The organism is Bacillus cereus group sp. BfR-BA-01347 (genome assembly GCF_022663835.1).
Lineage (GTDB): Bacteria > Bacillota > Bacilli > Bacillales > Bacillaceae_G > Bacillus_A > Bacillus_A thuringiensis_K.
This window is the reverse complement of the sequence record NZ_JAKUGG010000009.1, coordinates 125,897-143,293: the sequence shown is the minus strand read 5'-3', so window position 1 is coordinate 143,293 and position 17,397 is coordinate 125,897. Positions and strand designations below refer to the sequence as shown.

Here is a 17,397-nt window from a genome sequence, read left to right as displayed (position 1 = left end):
CATGATGATTAAAGCATACTACCATTTAAAGCAACTCTTTTATTACCATGTGTAAGTTCTAATGTTTTATTGAGAAAATACAAGCCATCTTGCTGATGTGAAATCATAATTAATATATTACAAAGATTATAATTTTGAAGTATCTCATACATAAGATTTCTTGTATCAATATGTAAATTAGATGCTGCTTCATCTAATATTATTATATCCCTTTTTGTGAGGATAGCCCTTAAAAAGGCTATAAATTGTGCTTGACCTCCTGAAACACTGGAACCATCTTGTACAATTATAGTATCTAATCCATTCTCAAATCTGTTGAGATGTGATGTTAAATGATACCTTTTCATTAACTTAACTACATCTTCTTTCGTTTTATTTGTTTGTCCATATAATATGTTATCTAATATAGTTCCTTTAAACAAAAATATATTTTGTGAAACTATACCTATTCTATCTCTAACACTTTCTTTATGTATTAAGTTATAGTCAATATTATTTATCAATATCTTTCCACTTTCAGGTTGATATAAACCTGTTAATAATTTTATAAAGGTAGATTTTCCTGATCCATTTATACCATCAATTAATAACTTGTCACCCTTTTCAATTTGCACGTTTAAATGATCAAATATCAAATCACTATTTCCATTATATTTAAAACAAACATCTTTAAATTCTATTGAATTAATTGGTTCTTTCATTATATTTGTACCTAGTGTATTTTCAACATCTAAATTGAAGAACTCCTTAATTCTCTTAATACTAATACACACGGGTTTTAGAGTTATATCTAAGCTGCCTAAAGCTTGGGTAGTCGCAAGAAGTTTAGCCATATAAATTGAAAATGAAGTATACACCCCTATAGTAAGCTGGTTTTGTAAAATTAAAATACCTGATACCAGTAATACTATTACTGTAACAAAGTTATTTGTTACTATTAAATTTTGCATAAAGAAAATAAAATGTAAACTTTGTTTTAGCGCACTTTTAATTACATTATTTAATTTACTCTTAATCTTATTGGTTTGTATATTTTTACCGTTTAATAATTTTATATCCTCTATTCCATTTAAGGTTTCATACATTTCTGCGTTTAATACTGCCGATGACTCGTATACGTTTGTGGTACTTTTTGATATCATTTTAGATGAATGTTTGGATATTATAAAATATATTGGGATAATAATTACTATGATACCTGTAAGTTTAACACTTAAATTAAACATTATAAATAAAGCAAAGAAAAAATCGAATATACCTGAAAAAACCCTTAATAAATTTGGAGAAAATAATGCACTTACATTACCAGATTCAGCAATTCTGCTAAGAATGTAACCTTTCTCCTTCTGATTAATATAAGAAAGAGGCGCATCTATAATATTACTTATCATAGATAATCGAATTTCATTAACTACATTTTGTTGTACACGAGTAAATAAATACTCATAACCTATCGATATTAAATAGTTAATACAATAAATTAATAAGAGTATAAGAGTTGTTTTTAATAATTGATCGTAGCTTTTGTTTAATAGTATAACTTTATCAATAATGTAGCCAATAATATATGGTATCGGTGCGATAATCAAAGAAGCTATAACCATCCCAATTAAACCAAAAGCTAACAAATTTTTTGTATTTTTCAAATACTGATATAAAAATAATAACTCTTTATAAGAAATTTGAATTTCATCTTGTTTATTTATCTTCTTATTCACCCTCTTTCTCCTCCTTTGTCTATTTATTATATTAATTTACGAATCAATATAATGAGGTTTATATAATTCCATAGATATCTTAAGACCTTATCCCGACGCATTATCTATGGAATTATATTGGTTTATCCTCAGAAACTTAACAATATTCATCTCATCCAATCATACTAATTTTGCCCTACCATTAATGGCTCCTTAATTATTTCAGGGACATGATTTTTAAACCATTTACATTTATCGCCAATTTCTTGTGCTTTTATAAAGCTTCTTAAGAAGCATGTACTACAAAAACGTTTATTTTCACACTCTTTACATTCCTCAGAGTCCATTTGAGGTGCTTGTAAGTTAAAAAATGCATTAATGTATTTGAATTTTTCATCATAAATATCTTTAATATTCTGTTCAAAAACATTACCTATACTGTTTTTCAAATCATCTAAACTATGCATAGTACACATTTTAATTTCACCATCAGGCGCAATCACAATATGTGATGTTATTGCACCACAATTCCTAATCTCAGCGCGCGCACCTTCATATAATGAAACAAATTTAGGATATTTTTTATTTATTTTCAACAATGCTTCACCATATGTTTTAACATCCTCTTCATTTAAATAAAGATCACTACATCCTAAGGCTCTTCCCATGGGTATTACTGGAGATACCCCAATACTATCAATCCCTAAATTATGTACCCATTCAGCTATATCTTCTACCTCGTGCACATTCAAATGTGTAACTATTGTGGCGATCCGCAAACGAACATCGTTTTCGGCTAATTTCATTATGTTATTTTTAATTTTATGAAGTGTATTAGGAACTTTAAAGAACCAAGTCAAATAATTATCATCTAAGCTATGCATATCAATTTGCACAAATGTTTTCGACTTATTTTTTATTATTATGTCCATAACTTTATCAGAAAGAGCTATACCATTGGTCAACAGTGTTATTTGAGAAAAATCCAAGTTAAGTGCATATAACAATATCTCTTTTAGATTTGGATGTACTGTTATATCACCGCCCGTAAGTTCAATTAATTTCACTCCTATATTATTTAAGTCATCTAATAAGGATTTTATTTGATCTAAGCTCATTACTTTTGGCTTTACTGCTCCAAAATCTCCATAGCAATGACGACATCTTACATTACATCTGTTTGTGATTTCAATTGAAGCCACTTTTGGATATATAGTCTGTTCTTCAATTAAATTAACTGGTACATTTATAGGTTCTTCTTGCGTACCAATGTTCATATTGTAAACTTTGGATACATTATTTAAAAATGCATTTAATTTCTTTTCAATACTTATTGGATCTTCACTGTATTTTAAAGACAAGAAAGATACAACTTGTCCATATGTTTTAGTACCATCAATTAACTCAATAATTTCAGTGGCGGTTTTATTTATCGTAAATGTATTTTCGTTTTTGAGTGTGGGAGCGCTTTCGTTTGGGTTTTTATGAACTACCAACATAGATTCATAATTTGATGTGAATTTTCTTATTTCTAGCTTTTCTTTCCAAAATAAATAGCCATTCACTTTAATCATCTCCTATAAAATTTAAATTTGTTTTTAGTTTATGTATTACCAAAATCCCATACTCGTTTTCGATAAATTTATAGGACTTATTCTTAACATAACTGTTTGTCATTAGAATAAGTCCTAATTTAATTTCACCATAAACACTCTCACATTTTTAAATTTTAACTTGCAGTACTAGCTCCGGTTGCCGCAGTAACTAGATTTAATAACTCTACAGAACATGCTGCACATACTAAGCAACTCCAACAAGTCCAATCCCTTGGTTGTACTACTGGTGTTTCCATTTAGAACATCTCCTTTTTGGTTATTTATTTTTCTTCTAGAAAATTCATTTGACCAAAAGTGCTCATTCTCTTAGTGCCTTTAACCAAAAAACTTCTAAAAGGATATTAGCTTGCAGTACTAGCCCCTGTTGCCGCAGTAACTAAATTTAATAATTCCACAGAACATGCTGCACATACTAAGCAACTCCAACAAGTCCAATCCCTTGGTTGTACTACTGGTGTTTCCATTTAGAACATCTCCTTTTTGATTATTTATTTTTCTCCTAGAAAGTCTAATTTGACCAAAAGTGCTCATTCTCTTAGTGCTTTTAACCAAAAAACTTCTGAAAGGATATTAGCTTGCAGTACTAGCCCCTGTTGCCGCAGTAACTAAATTTAATAATTCCACAGAACATGCTGCACATACTAAACAACTCCAACAAGTCCAGTCCCTTGGTTGTACTACTGGTGTTTCCATTTGACCTACCCCCTTTTCTGTATTGTGTGGTGCGACTAAAGTATAACTCCCTATGTTTTCTAAAAACAATCAAAAAATTTCAAACATTTTGTGTGTGTTTCTTTAATATTTTGTGACATATATTTACAAAACTTTCTTTTTGGTTTATTTAAAATAACAAATATCTTTATTAACTGATACTAAAAATTTTATTTATGAAAAGTTATTTAATCGCAGTATATCTTGTTAAACTGCTTTTTATAATTTATAATGTTAACTGTGTATGGTGTGTATGGTGTGCATTACATAACATAACACTCATCGATAGAGAGGTTGTTTAATGAAAATAGTCTTAAGTAATGTATCAAGTCTGCCTTTATATCAACAGATAAAGGAGCAAATTAAGGAATCCATATTTAACAATGAATTAAAAGAGGGTGAACAATTACCATCAATCCGCTCACTTGCTAACGACTTACATGTAAGTGTACTTACTACAAAAAGAGTTTATGCAGAATTAGAAACAGAAGGCTTTATTATTACAAAGGTTGGAAAAGGGACCTATGTAGCTCCTACAAATTTAGAGTTGTTAATGGAGTCCAAACGCCGGATGGTAGAAGTTAAACTTACTGAAGTTTGTCAAATGGCTCGTAGTATAGGTATTCATGCAGATGATCTCCATTCAATTTTAGATTTAATTTTAGAGGAGGAGAATGAAAAATGAATGTTGTGTTAGAAGTAAATAATTTAAATAAATCTTACGGAAATTTTTCGTTAAAAGATGTTACCTTTTCACTTAATACAGACTGTATAACAGGATTTATCGGTACAAATGGTTCTGGAAAGACCACTACAATTAAAGCGATTTTGGGTCTTATTTTAAAAGATTCTGGGAAAATTAATTTTCTAGGAAAAGATATGGATAAGCATGAAAGAAAGTCTAAAAACAAAATTGGTATTGTGCTAGACGAGGGCTATTTTTATGATGAATTAACAGTAAAGGAAATGAAAAATGTTATTGCTCCATCCTACACTGAATGGGATGAAACAGTTTTCCAAAATTATATTAAAAAGTTTAACTTAAATCTAGAACAAAAAATCTCTACTCTATCCAAAGGAATGCGAATGAAATTTGCAGTTGCATTAGCCCTATCCCATCATGCAGATCTATTAATAATGGATGAACCAACAAGTGGCTTGGATCCATTAGTACGGAGTGAATTAATGGATATTCTCCTTGATTTCATGAAAGAGCCGGGGAAAAGCGTATTTTTTTCCACTCATATTACATCTGATTTAGATAAAATTGCTGATATGATTATTTTAATTGATGATGGAAAAGTTTTAGTAAATGATGAAAAAGATGTTTTAATAGATACACATGCATTGGTAAAGGGCGACAACCGCTTAATTAATAAACAAACAAGACCTCTTTTTTTAAATTTACATCAAACTCACTATGGATTTGAAGGGATTACTAATAAAAAAGATGATGTACGTCGACTCATGCCTGATGTATTAATAGAAAGACCAACTATTGAGGAGATTATGCTTTCATATATTGGGGGGAACATCCATGTTAATTAACCTAGTGATGAAAGACTTTTTGTTAGTCAAAAAATATTTTCTAATCTTACTCGTTTTTGCTGCTATAGCTCCTATTTATCTTTCTTCACAATTACAATTAAACGATGGCGGTCTTGTTAGCTTTCTTTTAACCGTTATTTTGATGGAATATATTTTGTTCGGAACGGTATCCAAATTTGAGGATCAGTACAAGGGAGCGGCTTTACTTTGTGCTACCCCATACACACGAAGCGCATTTGTAAAAGCGAAGTACCTTTTTCTTTTTGTAATTTTTATTTGTGCAGCTATTATCCGTATAATCATTTCAGTTGTCGCACCATCGGGTATAGAAAGCCTGAGCGCTAGCGCTCTTGGAATAACTTTTTTAACTCTAAGTATTTTATTTGGTGTACTACTTCCTGTTCAGTTTAAATTTGGTTATGACAAAACCAAAATCATATCACTTTTAACTGCTTTTTTAATACCTTTTGTTGCTCCTACTCTTATAAGGGGACTACAATCAAGTGATATTGATTTCAAAAGTATTTTTCCATTCTCACCAACTGTCCTAACATGGATGCCTTGTTTCATCTCAATTATTATTGGTTTTATATCAATGATAATATCTCTGAAAGTATATGCAAAAAAAGATTTATAATTTAAATTTGAAATCATAGGAATGAGTAATTAAATACTTTATATATTTAATTACTCATTCCCTTTTATTTAATTCTCTTCTCTAATGAACTTATTCCTAAAATACATTTTATCGATATCAAAGTGAATAAATTTTTCAAATCACTAATTCCCTTAACATCTCTTTTCATTAACGATTTAGTAAACTAAGGATTATACATAATATATCAAGAGGTGATTTTATGAAAAAAATAATTAAATTCCTTTTGTTAATTAACTTGATTTCCGGAACTTTCATACCTATTACTACAGTTCATGCTGAAAATAAATCACAATATTATACTATAATGTTGAAGAATTATGAAAATAACCAAAAACTAGTTAGTAAGTTTCAAAAATATGATATGCAAGTAGTCTATAGTGTCCCAGAGATTGGTGTTATACAAGTGAAAGCTACCGAAAAAGCAATGAATATTGTTCATTCGGATCCTAATATAGATTCATATAATAAGTCATTACAATCGTTTAATTCAAGAGAAGTAGCAACCAATGTCTCTTCCCCCCTACCCTTAAATGAAATATGGGAGAATCAATGGGATATGCAACAAGTAACCCATAATGGTGATAGCTATAGACTATATCCAGGAACTAAAAATGTAACTGTTGGTATCATTGATTCAGGCATTGATATAAATCATCCTGATTTAAAAGATAACATTTCACCTGGATCTAAAAATTTAGTACCTAAAGGTGGATTTAGAGAGCAAGAATCTCAAGAAACAGGTGAATTAAATCGCCTAATAGATCTAAGAGGACATGGAACTTTTACTGCTGGACAGGTTGCAGCTAATGGTTTTATGAAAGGGGTTGCTCCTGGTATTGGAATTAAAATGTATAGAGTGTTTGGTAATGGAGCAGGTGAGGCTATTTGGGTTATTAAAGCCATAGTTGAAGCTGCGAAAGATAATGTTGATGTTATCAATTTAAGTTTAGGCGAATACCTCATCAATGGTATAGTATCTTCTTCAGACGGTGAATCTAGTGAGGAATTATCCGAAATTAAAGCTTATAGAAAAGCCATTAAATATGCTAAATCAAAGGGAAGTATTATAGTTGCTGCGGCTGGTAATGATGCTCTTGATGTTACTAACAAGCAGGAAATGAATGATTTTTTTAGAAAAAAAAATGAAAATACTGGGATAACATTTACTGGAGAAGTATTAGATGTTCCTGCTGAGTTGCCAAATATAGTAACAGTTTCATCTGTTGGTCCATCTAAATTACTCTCCTTATTTTCAAATTATGGTGAAAGTTTTATAGATATTGCTGCACCTGGAGGAGATAATAGATTATTTCAGCAATATGGTTTAGAACAGTGGGTAAAAAATAAGTTAATGTTAAAAGAACTAATATTAACTACCGCCCCTGGTGGTGGCTATGCTCTCTCTATAGGGGTTTCACTTGCCGCTCCAAAAGTGTCAGGTGCTTTAGCATTAATTATTGATAAAAATAATTTTAAAAAAAATCCAGATAAGGCCGTGAGATATCTTTATAAAAATGGAGTTAGCAATGATACCCCTACTAATAAAAGTTTTTTTGGTAATGGTTTGCTTGATGTCTATAAAGCGATTTCCCAATAAAATATATACACTTCAATTTGGTTTTAAACTAACAATTGATAGTGATTTTTTGATGGAACCTTTATTTAAAGCAAGTCTAATTGCCTTAAATAAAGGTTTTTTATTATATTGAATTAAATTTTTCCATATCCATCTATTAGATTCCCTATTTAGTCATTCTTGGATCCCACTTTTACTAATAACCTTAACAAGTGGTTATTTGCATAATTAGACTATTGTATCCAAAATTAAAAAACACTATTCTTCCTTTATATTTCCACAGAGAGAAAGGCGTTTTCCCCTCAGATATTTCTCTAAACTTTTGAGAGAGATATTAATGGAAGATTGTTATTCCCTATGTTCCTCTACCACCTTATAGTAATCAATTTTTTCTTCAATAAACAATATACTACTCGGAGTATACCGAGTGTATTTTTGTAAATACTAAGATTGTTAAATGTTAAATCGAGGAGGGTTTGTATGCAAGATCGTAAAAAAGCTATAAAAAGTCCTGGTTCTGTTATGAAACCAGATTTTGCTGAAACAGATGCACAAAAAGTGAAACAAGAAATTCAAAATGATGTAAGAGCAGGACAAGGAGCAATGACTTCCCGAGAGGCAGGGGCAATGCGAGATTAAGAAAACACTCCTTATTGGTTTTTACTTCTCTAGAACTTTAACCAGTAAGGAGTTATTCCCGAACTATTTTAGCTTTTTACGTTTTTCCTTTAGAAACATAATGCGTTTCGTATGTAAATCATAGGTTAATCTTACATCGAATTTCTCTCCATTAAATCTATTTTTTTAAACTAAGATTATTTTCTTTCAGATAATGTATTGCATCTTTGTTCACCGATCTTAAATCTATACCTTGTTTCTCTGCTGCAAATGAACATCCACAATAACACTGACGGAAAACATCATATTCATTACACATTTCAATTGAACGTTGATATCCATTACTTTTTTTGAAATCACTTGGTAAATAACGCGGATCATAATTTTTTTGCACACCGATTCCAAGTTCATTTATTAATTGACTATTTTTATTTTTAGAAAGAGTAATGGCACTCCCAAAGTAATCAAAACCTTTTTCTTGTGCTACCTCAGCTGAACGATCCAATCTCATATCAAAACAAGCTGAACAACGAAGCCCGCCTTCTGGCTCTTCTGCCAAACCTTCTTCTTTTACTATTTTAAAAAATACATTTGAACGGTAGTCATCCTCAAGAAATCCTACTGTGTGCCCAGTACGATCATTGAACTTTTCTACAAAGATCTTTTGTTCATTAGAGCGTCGCATGTACTCACTTTTCGGATGGATATTCGAATTCGAGAAAAAAATCGTAATATCTGCATGTTCTGCAAGAAATTCCAATGAAGCAGTACTACAAGGAGCACAGCATGAATGAAGTAACACCTTTGGTCTTTCGTTCCTTGCTTCCCAATCATTAATCATTTTTCTTAATACTTTATCATAATTTATTTTCTGATTCTTCATTTTCTTTAAATACGTTTCCACATCTAACACTTCTTTCACAACTAAACCTCCTGTTTATTTTTATTTATTTTATCACTTAAATTCATTAATAAAATATAGTAATGTATGTATTTATCGATCGTAAAACGGTTCTTATGACCTTTGATGATGGCTAAAATACTATATGTATTCTATTACCTCTATTTCTAAAATAAATCCTTAATCCTTCTTTTTCATCACAAAATCTTTTGGGTTACCTTTTAACTGGTAATACTTCACGTTAAGACGAATAACTACTACGATGATTACCAAAAATCCTATTATATATAACATTGTTCCTTTCTCCGTTTCTTATTGTTTAGCGAACTTATTCTGTAAATACTTCACATGTTTATTTTCAGTATCCTTATCAGTAATATTTGCTTGCAAAATAGTCTGGTAAATATGCTCGACCTCGTCTTTTGTTAATTTCACATCAATATAGGATTCGATACATTTTTTTAGATCGTTATAATATAGGACATGTTTATCTTTAGAATGAACATTTACTCTTTTTAGGCTGCATTTTGGATGAAACGCTGCAATAGAAATACACGGCAGCTGTTGTTCCATCACCCATTCAATTGTTTTCATGTGCTTATAATTTTGTCTAAATGGATTCTGAAAAGAGTGTTTCTTTCTAAAAATACCTTGTGTCCATCTTGCTGCCTTCTCACTTCCATAAATCCAACCCTCGTAGTTCTTCGTCTCTATAACAAATATACCTGTTTCTGCAATAACAATATGGTCAATTTGAGTTGTATCACCATACTCTGTAAGAACCGCCACATCATGTAACACCCAATACCTTTCGTGATCTAATTTTCTTAATATACGTTTTACCATCTTTTCTCCAGCTCTTCCTTTCCATTTTGGAGCATGTTTTTTTACCATAATGTTTATCGGTATCAGAAGCACAATTAGAATTAATTCAAATATTAATACTTTCATAATTTAAGTCCCCTTTTCACATTCTTGTGTTTCTACGCATTAAACGATATACATGGGTTTCTAATCCTAAAATATAATATGAGATACATAAACCTTTTATCACCATCTCTATGAATCCTAATGCTAATGAAACAATGAGTCCGCCCCGAAATTGAAACGGTCTTGTCACCCTCCGATTCACTGGTTTTTCAATCACTCCAAAATTAGCCCAGGTTGGCAAACGCTTTTCTACATTTTTTATAGTGCCCATTAATCCATATTTCAATGACAAAATGAAACATCCAATTAGTAAATATATAATAGAAGAAAAATAGATAGATAAGCCCATAACAATAATTGTGAGCAGCCAACCTATCAAGATAGAATTACGTAAAGCGGTATATTCTGGATTTCTTTTCAAAACAAGCACTCCTATCAAAATAAATTAAGTTATTATTAAATACGAGGTATGAATTTCTAATTTAAATATTATTTTAGTTTCTATCTTCCTCGTCTGTTTTGTAGGCATACCAGCTCTACTACGAGGAGTGTTCATTCTACAAATGGAAATCCTTTACAACAAAAAACGATTAAAAATCGAACGAATTATCCCCTATATCAGAGGAGATATTTGCAGAATACGAAAGGAAAAATCAGATGGGTAGATAAAAGGTACTGAATGAACATTCAGTACCTTTTGCATCTATATATATTTCTTTACATATTCGCAAATAACCATGGAGCCAGTACGGCTAACATACATAGTAAACAAGATCCCGTTATAACGCGATTAGACCAACGATAATACTCAGGTTGTTTTGTACTTTCATGAATTCTTCGTAAACGAATTCCTGCAATTAACATAAAGGGTGTAAAAATAAGTGCTGTTGCTTTAAATAGGTCTAAAAAATCCGTAAAAATGTTCATAAACGAAAATACATCCGAACTAAATAAGAAATATACACTTAATCTCATTGCCATCATACTAACGAACGAGAAAATCATACTCCCTGTTGCCCATTTCATCCATTGACCATTCTTTGTAATTAACGCCATAACCATGACAATAACACCTAATATGAAAGAGATAGAAAAGATATTTACCCCTACTTTAAAAGCTGGTGCATACATACCCTCAACTTTTTGTATAATTGATGACCCAAATGAATCGTCTTTCTCTGTCGTTTTTGTTCGATTGTTTAATCCTTCGTTAAAAGATGAAGAAACATCATTTCCTTTCAATTCATTAAAATCCACTTTTACAGATGCATGAGCTGTATGTAAAGGTATGAGTACTAGGATCATAAAAACAAATGTACATAAAACTCCAATCATCCCTTTTTCTCGCTTCACAACACATCACCCGCTAATTTTGGCTTAATGCTCTTTAATTTGATTTCATTTCCTTCTGCAACATAACGGAGATCTGCGGAATAATAGATATTGGCTTTTGTATATGCCCCCATAATCGCATTTGCAATTTCTTCTTTTTCTACTGCTACATATGTTTCATTTTCATTATAAAACTCTATTTCAATTCGATTAATATTATTATTTAATACTGTTATATGTAACTCTTTTAAGCTATTCAAACGATTTCCTAAACCACACACTAGCTTAAATACCTTACTCGCAAGTGTAGGTGGCTTAACATACGTCGTATTAAAATGAATCGTTTCATCATCTATAACACCATCTTCCTCAACTGCGCACGTCATAATGAAAGAATGATTTTGTTTTTCAATTTCTTGTTGATTTAACTTGCGATCAATGACATATTTCAGACTTGTTGATAGATTTTCTATATATTCATCCAGTTCAGTATTTGAAATTTTAACCTCTGAAAATTCTGGGAAAATCATGTAAGCGTGCATATTAGAACTACTTTTACTTACACGTAATACCTGTACCTGTTTCTTTTCATAGCGCACCGTTTGTTCCAATTTTTTTACTACATTGTTGCTTATATGATCTATTATCATATTTCATCAGCCTCCAGTAATTTTAATAAAATAATTTTTACAATCTCATGTATATAAAGCATTGCAATATTTTGCTGAGGTCTCGAAACTCATATTTTATGACTAATAATCACTTTAATCTTAAAACATCTTAATATTACAATGACGTACAGTGTTTCATTATAGTCGAATATTCTTATATGGTGAATCGTTCTGTTTCACTCATTTGCATAAAAATAAAAGTCTATTTTATCCTTATACAAATGAGTGAGAACATACTGTATTTCATGCTATTTATCTAAGAAAATTTAACTGGGAAATGGATGTTATACACTCCCTAGTCATCTATTATTTGATTCAACTAATGTATAGAAATTAAGCAGATTCCCTTCAAATTTTCTATATATTCATGCATTTTTTTCTTTCTTTTTTCTAGAATTACAAACTATCAGAGGTACATATCAAAACAGACCTATAAATACCATTGTAAACATGGTTTTTTACTCTCTATTTTGTAAATTAACCGTACTCAAACTATTCATCTTTGAATCTATTTTTTCATTTTCCTTCTACTTGTTAATTTTTAATAAAGTTCTGTCACTAAACTATTGTCTATACGCATAATTTTTCTTACCAGATTTCTAATTGCAATAAAAAAGGAAGATCCAAGTATTCATATCACTTAGTTCTTCCTTTTCCCCTGTATAAACTACCATCACATAATTTACATCGTAGTTCTTCATTCGTACTCTCTAATAACTTATCTATATCAATTAATATATCATCCGGCTCTTTAGATTACTCTTTTAGTTCAACTAATACTATTCAAACATTATTTTATTTTGTTTTTTATGTTATGAATCATAAATAACCTCACCTGCAACTTGAAAACAACATAAAAAGGGCTTCTTCAAGTCGATTAAAAATGCGCATAACAAAATAAGCTATATATGCACTAATCGGCTCAAAGAAGCCCTTTCACAATTGAAACAAGAACACCACTTGCTTCTGCAACTCAACCACAACACATAAGGCGTGGGAATAAACGGAATTCAACAAATAACAATATACCTATATATTATACAATTTAGATTTTTGTATCAAGAATTTTTTTTATTATCTTTAGTTATTTATCAAATGTTATAAAATCAATAGCATTTTCTAATAAGTTAATCCCAAAACCAGATATTGTAATATTAATAGAAATCCTCAGTGAATTTTCATTAATAACGATAAATAAAAGACGCCAATTAGTGTCTTTTATTTTCCCTTCTATATTTTGGTTTTTCAATAATTTAAATTTCTACCTATAAAATGTACTCCTCGTACCATTTAGCTTTTTTAGTTTCCACTTTACTCTCTTTTTCTTCATCTCACTCTTGTATTTCTTCGTACATACGCTGCCTTTCTTTGTTGACAGCTCTAACTTGATCGTAATCGTAGTCAATCGATTCCCTTTCTTCTGTTCTACGTTGTATTTCTTCGTATATACGATGCTGCTCCTTGTAAGCTGCATCCCCCTGATCATAATCAATTAATTCCTGTTCTTCGCCCCTAATTTGTCTTTTTCGCTCTTCTCTCTTTTGTTGTAGTTGATATCTTCTATATGCCTTTTTATCAGTAATTTTTTCACAGTCGTGCGCTAGCTCCTTCGTTTCGTCATGTCCATGTCCGCAAAAATCGTTTGGAATAATAGCACTAGATTTCTTAACAGATTCAGGATTAGGGTCTTCATGTTCTTTGCTAGCCTTCTCATCTTTAACTGCAGTATTGCTAAGACCATCTTGTTCTTTGTTCGTTACATTTCTATTAGAATCAAACTTTATAGTCATCGAACCGTGTCCACCGTGACCTAAATATATGTAGATAGAGAACAATTTAGTTGTCTCACTGGATCCAGGCTTTCCTGCTATCTCTATGACTTTGTCCGCAGACATTCCAACCTTGATTCGATTATACTGTTCTAGTGATACTGTTGATCCGTCTTCATGTACATCTTTATAATGCGGATATTTGTCATTGGTTTCCTCATCTTTATTCTTAGATTCCTCCACTTGTTGTACCTTTTTTTTCTTCTTAGGTTCTTCTGTACCCTCTTTGACCTTAGGCGGATTGGACTTCTTCTCTTCAACCTTAGGTGGATTAGACTTTTCCTCTTCGACCTTTGCGACTTCTATAGAGTCTTGTTTCTTATAAGGATCGTAACCCCCATCTTCCTTTACAGAGCAGGCACTGAAAATTGATACAGACGTTGCACTTAATAAAAGTAATTTCTTTAATAATTTCGTATTAAATTTCATAATATTATTCCCCCGTTACATATATTAAATTGCCCCCTTATGCTTCCTCCTATAAACGTTATCCTTTCCCTTCGCACATAGACTCTCATATAACTTTGCGTAAGCCTCTTCGATATTCATTGCAGATCACTTTTTGGCTGTAGTACTTATACACCCCCATAACATTTCAAGTTGATTAGTGTAACCCACAAGTCAGCATCTTTCTCATTATTCGCACTCTATTTCTATCAAATGTCTTAATTACGTATCTTATGCTACAGAACGAATTGTATATTAAATGTAATTCGTTATTTACCTTACTCCAGTAATCAGCGGCTAAGCGTTCAATTAATGATATGTAAATTTTTTAATTTCCATCATACAAATTACTGTATATTACATTTTAATAATATTATTTTAGCAAATATTGTTAATCTATTCAACGTTGAGTTAAAGGAGTTAAAAAACGAATAAGTGGAATTTTTAAGGAATAGAGATGAAATTTCATTTGCGAATTCACATAATTTTCACGCATTAAAATGCTACATGTTGATATTTGTTATATAATGAAACCAAGCCTTAAGTAAGATAGTTTCCCTGTTACGAGTAATGAGATAGTTTGTTTCACCTTTTTATATTATCTAAAAAAGAACTTGTAGTGATGCCTACAAGTTCTTTTTGCATTTTTTATGATTTTAACCAAGAAGACACATACCAAAATGAAGATGAATCAAGTGATGATTAATAAAGCCTATAAATTTCGAATCTACCCACATCTAGCACAATCAATTCTGGACAACAAAGTTAATGTTATCTCTTTACTATCAAGCGAAGGTTTTATAGTACCCTCAGAACAAAATTTTGTGCTAACTTGTAACAATACAGTTCATTTTTTCGTTTTAAGTTATTTCAAAATATGAGCTGAATAGGTACGTATAGTGACCTCCACTTAATTATCACAAAAACATTAGCCTTTAATTGCATACACGCTAATTACGATGATTTCCCAATTCCAGCACCATAATGAATCTCTCCTTCTCCTCTTTTCATCAGTATTGATAGGTAATATAGGGGCCAGGCACAAAAACAGGTTGTGGAGAAAGTCTTCTTCACAACCTGAGAGTAAGTTATATATCCAAATATGACCTGTTCTTTTAAGTATTTAGTTTTTTATAATCTGTTATAGTCGATATAACTAGAGTCATAATAAATCCACTGACCTGTTCCAATTCTTAGCCAACCATTCTTTTCTTCATATACTGTAACTTTTTCGCCTTTACTTGTCTTTCTAACAATAGAATAGTTTGTACCTGACCCACTTCGAACATTTACCCCAATACCATTAATTTGAGCTGTTCCAACTACCTTTTCAACACTACCATTTTCAATTACTTGTAGCATATTTAGAATGAATGTTGCTGTTTCACCACGTGTTGTTGTTCCTTTAGGGTCGTATTGATTTTCACCCTTACCTTTGACAATACCTAAGCCATACAATCTTTGTACATCTTCTTTATAGCTAATTTGGTCTTTGTCTGAGAATGGTAGGTTTACAACTGGTCCCCATATACCTTTATACTGTAAAGCCTTGTTTACAATAATTGCTGATTCTTCTCTTGTAATAGGTGTGTTTGGGTCAAAATAACCATCTCCTCTACCTTGAATGATACCTGCACTTGCAGTACGTTTAATACCATCTCGTAAAGTTGAATTTGCATCGTTTAGGTCTTTAAATGAAGCATCTCCAGCTGGCAGGTTTAGAGAGTTAGAGATTAATTGAGCAAATTCGGCTCTTGTTATCGCTCTATTGGGTGCGAAAACTCCGTTTCCTTCCCCTATCATAATACCCCTTCTATTTAACTCTCGAATAGCTTCTTCATACCAACCTCCTGTAATGTCATCTTTTGGTTGATAAAGATCATTATAATACCCCTCAACGCTATTTACGAATACATCCCATTGCCCATTATTAATCATGTTAGCAGGGCAGATTTTACCGCTCCATTTTTGGTGTTTTACAATGTTATTTAACGGTACACCAGTTTCTTTCATTAAATAAGCTACAAGTTTCTTAGCGTTATCTACCGCTTTACTGTAGTTTCCGTCACTGTTAACTGCGATTTCAATTGCAATAGATTCTCTATTACCTGGACCATCACCGTCTCCTGCGTGCCATCCGTTCTCGTTTAATGGTAGATGTTGATAAATCTCTTTATCGTCTACTGTAAAATGCCACGATGCAGCTCGGTCTGTGTTCCCTACTGCTTGGTTATATAGGTATTGAGCGTGGTTTCTAGCACCTGCTCCTACACTTGTATTATCAGTCTCATGAATTGTAATATACTTTGGACTCATGTAGTTTTGAGGACGAATATTATCGTTACCTGCTGGAACAATCCATTCAGTGAATGGAACACCGTTTATTGTACTAGAGGTGCTAGGTGATATGGGAGATAGACTACGTTTTGTTCTGTTTGAATTGTTAGGAACAGTTAATGTACCTGTTTCTTCATGAATACCTTCTGAACGTTGAAGACTGTCTGTTTTTTTCTTGTCGACAGTACCTCCACCACGTCCATCTACCCCTTCAAAACTAGCTTCAATACTTTTTAAAGCTTGTTCATCTGATGTTGTTTTACTTTGTTCCTGAACGTTTGTAGGTTGCTTATTGTTTACTGATTGTTGTTCCTCTGCAAACGATACCAATGGTGAAGATAATACCGTTAATCCTGCCGTGAATGCTACTACTTTTTTATTAAATTTAATGTTCATTTCTAATTTGGTATATCACACTATCTTAATAGATATACCTTCCTCCTTGTACTTCTTTTAGTTCGAATAATAGTTTAAATATTGGTAGCCTGAACCTTCAAAATGACGGATTGATTTTACATTTCATATG

General features: G+C 31.4%; 17 protein-coding genes and 1 pseudogene. 6 read left to right on the top strand and 12 right to left on the bottom strand.

Features of this window, described 5'->3' with window-relative positions:
• Nucleotides 1-8 precede the first annotated feature (8 nt).
• From MR143_RS15450 to tucA (MR143_RS32970), 5 genes are all read right to left on the bottom strand, one after another.
• Nucleotides 9-1,718 (bottom strand): ABC transporter ATP-binding protein, encoded by a 1,710-nt coding sequence (locus MR143_RS15450; protein WP_242280843.1) that lies wholly within the window; start codon nt 1,716-1,718, stop codon nt 9-11.
• 164 nt (nt 1,719-1,882) lie between these two features.
• Nucleotides 1,883-3,271 (bottom strand): radical SAM/SPASM domain-containing protein, encoded by a 1,389-nt coding sequence (locus MR143_RS15445; RefSeq protein WP_002197114.1) that lies wholly within the window; start codon nt 3,269-3,271, stop codon nt 1,883-1,885.
• 155 nt (nt 3,272-3,426) lie between these two features.
• The gene (gene tucA / locus MR143_RS32980) at nt 3,427-3,549 is read right to left on the bottom strand and encodes a subclass IId bacteriocin thuricin17 (protein ID WP_000449799.1); all 123 of its coding nucleotides are present in this window, start codon (nt 3,547-3,549) and stop codon (nt 3,427-3,429) included.
• Nucleotides 3,550-3,654: 105 nt separating this feature from the next.
• Nucleotides 3,655-3,777: a subclass IId bacteriocin thuricin17 gene (gene tucA, locus MR143_RS32975; protein ID WP_000449799.1), complete on the bottom strand. Its 123-nt coding sequence runs from the start codon at nt 3,775-3,777 to the stop codon at nt 3,655-3,657.
• A 106-nt stretch (nt 3,778-3,883) separates the two neighbouring features.
• The gene (gene tucA, locus MR143_RS32970; protein WP_000449799.1) at nt 3,884-4,006 is read right to left on the bottom strand and encodes a subclass IId bacteriocin thuricin17; all 123 of its coding nucleotides are present in this window, start codon (nt 4,004-4,006) and stop codon (nt 3,884-3,886) included.
• A gap of 319 nt (nt 4,007-4,325) precedes the next feature.
• Between tucA (MR143_RS32970) and MR143_RS15440 the strand changes: the two genes are divergently transcribed.
• The 5 genes from MR143_RS15440 to MR143_RS15420 all read left to right on the top strand — a co-directional run bounded on the left by MR143_RS15440 (nt 4,326) and on the right by MR143_RS15420 (nt 8,445).
• Nucleotides 4,326-4,709 (top strand): GntR family transcriptional regulator, encoded by a 384-nt coding sequence (locus MR143_RS15440; RefSeq protein WP_000706800.1) that lies wholly within the window; start codon nt 4,326-4,328, stop codon nt 4,707-4,709.
• A complete protein-coding gene (locus MR143_RS15435) occupies nt 4,706-5,572 on the top strand; it encodes an ABC transporter ATP-binding protein (protein WP_001103609.1) in 867 nt (288 codons plus the stop codon). The genes MR143_RS15440 and MR143_RS15435 overlap by 4 nt, the downstream gene beginning before the upstream one ends.
• On the top strand, nt 5,562-6,209 hold the full coding sequence (locus tag MR143_RS15430) for an ABC-2 transporter permease (RefSeq protein WP_000906771.1): 648 nt from the start codon (nt 5,562-5,564) through the stop codon (nt 6,207-6,209). The genes MR143_RS15435 and MR143_RS15430 overlap by 11 nt, the downstream gene beginning before the upstream one ends.
• Before the next feature lie 220 nt (nt 6,210-6,429).
• Nucleotides 6,430-7,827, top strand: coding sequence for a S8 family peptidase (locus tag MR143_RS15425; protein ID WP_109140490.1), 1,398 nt, complete (start codon nt 6,430-6,432; stop codon nt 7,825-7,827).
• Nucleotides 7,828-8,286: 459 nt separating this feature from the next.
• On the top strand, nt 8,287-8,445 hold the full coding sequence (locus tag MR143_RS15420) for a hypothetical protein (protein WP_001153998.1): 159 nt from the start codon (nt 8,287-8,289) through the stop codon (nt 8,443-8,445).
• A gap of 157 nt (nt 8,446-8,602) precedes the next feature.
• On the opposite strand, the gene MR143_RS15415 is transcribed toward MR143_RS15420, so the two are convergent.
• The 3 genes from MR143_RS15415 to MR143_RS15405 form a co-directional block, all read right to left on the bottom strand.
• Nucleotides 8,603-9,337 carry an epoxyqueuosine reductase QueH gene (locus MR143_RS15415; protein ID WP_374265970.1) on the bottom strand — a complete coding sequence of 245 codons (735 nt, stop codon included), beginning with the start codon at nt 9,335-9,337 and terminating at the stop codon, nt 8,603-8,605.
• Nucleotides 9,338-9,637: 300 nt separating this feature from the next.
• Complete coding sequence (locus tag MR143_RS15410) at nt 9,638-10,276, bottom strand: nuclease-related domain-containing protein (protein ID WP_199717968.1); 639 nt, start codon at nt 10,274-10,276, stop codon at nt 9,638-9,640.
• Nucleotides 10,277-10,292: 16 nt separating this feature from the next.
• A complete protein-coding gene (locus MR143_RS15405; protein ID WP_000828138.1) occupies nt 10,293-10,676 on the bottom strand; it encodes a hypothetical protein in 384 nt (127 codons plus the stop codon).
• A gap of 55 nt (nt 10,677-10,731) precedes the next feature.
• Here MR143_RS15405 and MR143_RS33215 point away from each other — a divergent pair.
• Nucleotides 10,732-10,924 (top strand): annotated as a pseudogene (locus MR143_RS33215) (hypothetical protein); the annotation flags it as partial.
• Between the two features lie 48 nt (nt 10,925-10,972).
• On the opposite strand, the gene MR143_RS15400 reads toward MR143_RS33215, so the two are convergent.
• From MR143_RS15400 to MR143_RS15385, 4 genes are all read right to left on the bottom strand, one after another.
• Nucleotides 10,973-11,608 (bottom strand): hypothetical protein, encoded by a 636-nt coding sequence (locus MR143_RS15400; RefSeq protein WP_000817900.1) that lies wholly within the window; start codon nt 11,606-11,608, stop codon nt 10,973-10,975.
• Nucleotides 11,605-12,237 (bottom strand): hypothetical protein, encoded by a 633-nt coding sequence (locus MR143_RS15395; protein ID WP_000582596.1) that lies wholly within the window; start codon nt 12,235-12,237, stop codon nt 11,605-11,607. Before MR143_RS15395 ends, MR143_RS15400 begins: the two co-directional genes overlap by 4 nt.
• 1,352 nt (nt 12,238-13,589) lie before the next feature.
• The gene (locus tag MR143_RS15390) at nt 13,590-14,516 is read right to left on the bottom strand and encodes an outer membrane protein assembly factor BamE (protein ID WP_131250477.1); all 927 of its coding nucleotides are present in this window, start codon (nt 14,514-14,516) and stop codon (nt 13,590-13,592) included.
• A gap of 1,149 nt (nt 14,517-15,665) precedes the next feature.
• The gene (locus MR143_RS15385) at nt 15,666-17,267 is read right to left on the bottom strand and encodes an S-layer homology domain-containing protein (protein ID WP_131250473.1); all 1,602 of its coding nucleotides are present in this window, start codon (nt 17,265-17,267) and stop codon (nt 15,666-15,668) included.
• Between the last annotated feature and the right edge of the window lie 130 nt (nt 17,268-17,397).

What these genes read in the sequence shown, in the direction of transcription:
- MR143_RS15445 (WP_002197114.1), bottom strand. Translation starts at nt 3,271, where the DNA reads ATGATTAAAGTGAATGGCTATTTATTTTGGAAAGAAAAGCTAGAAATA.
- tucA (WP_000449799.1), bottom strand. Translation starts at nt 3,549, where the DNA reads ATGGAAACACCAGTAGTACAACCAAGGGATTGGACTTGTTGGAGTTGC.
- tucA (WP_000449799.1), bottom strand. Translation starts at nt 3,777, where the DNA reads ATGGAAACACCAGTAGTACAACCAAGGGATTGGACTTGTTGGAGTTGC.
- tucA (WP_000449799.1), bottom strand. Translation starts at nt 4,006, where the DNA reads ATGGAAACACCAGTAGTACAACCAAGGGACTGGACTTGTTGGAGTTGT.
- MR143_RS15440 (WP_000706800.1), top strand. Translation starts at nt 4,326, where the DNA reads ATGAAAATAGTCTTAAGTAATGTATCAAGTCTGCCTTTATATCAACAG.
- MR143_RS15435 (WP_001103609.1), top strand. Translation starts at nt 4,706, where the DNA reads ATGAATGTTGTGTTAGAAGTAAATAATTTAAATAAATCTTACGGAAAT.
- MR143_RS15430 (WP_000906771.1), top strand. Translation starts at nt 5,562, where the DNA reads ATGTTAATTAACCTAGTGATGAAAGACTTTTTGTTAGTCAAAAAATAT.
- MR143_RS15425 (WP_109140490.1), top strand. Translation starts at nt 6,430, where the DNA reads ATGAAAAAAATAATTAAATTCCTTTTGTTAATTAACTTGATTTCCGGA.
- MR143_RS15420 (WP_001153998.1), top strand. Translation starts at nt 8,287, where the DNA reads ATGCAAGATCGTAAAAAAGCTATAAAAAGTCCTGGTTCTGTTATGAAA.
- MR143_RS15410 (WP_199717968.1), bottom strand. Translation starts at nt 10,276, where the DNA reads ATGAAAGTATTAATATTTGAATTAATTCTAATTGTGCTTCTGATACCG.
- MR143_RS15395 (WP_000582596.1), bottom strand. Translation starts at nt 12,237, where the DNA reads ATGATAATAGATCATATAAGCAACAATGTAGTAAAAAAATTGGAACAA.
- MR143_RS15390 (WP_131250477.1), bottom strand. Translation starts at nt 14,516, where the DNA reads ATGAAATTTAATACGAAATTATTAAAGAAATTACTTTTATTAAGTGCA.
- MR143_RS15385 (WP_131250473.1), bottom strand. Translation starts at nt 17,267, where the DNA reads ATGAACATTAAATTTAATAAAAAAGTAGTAGCATTCACGGCAGGATTA.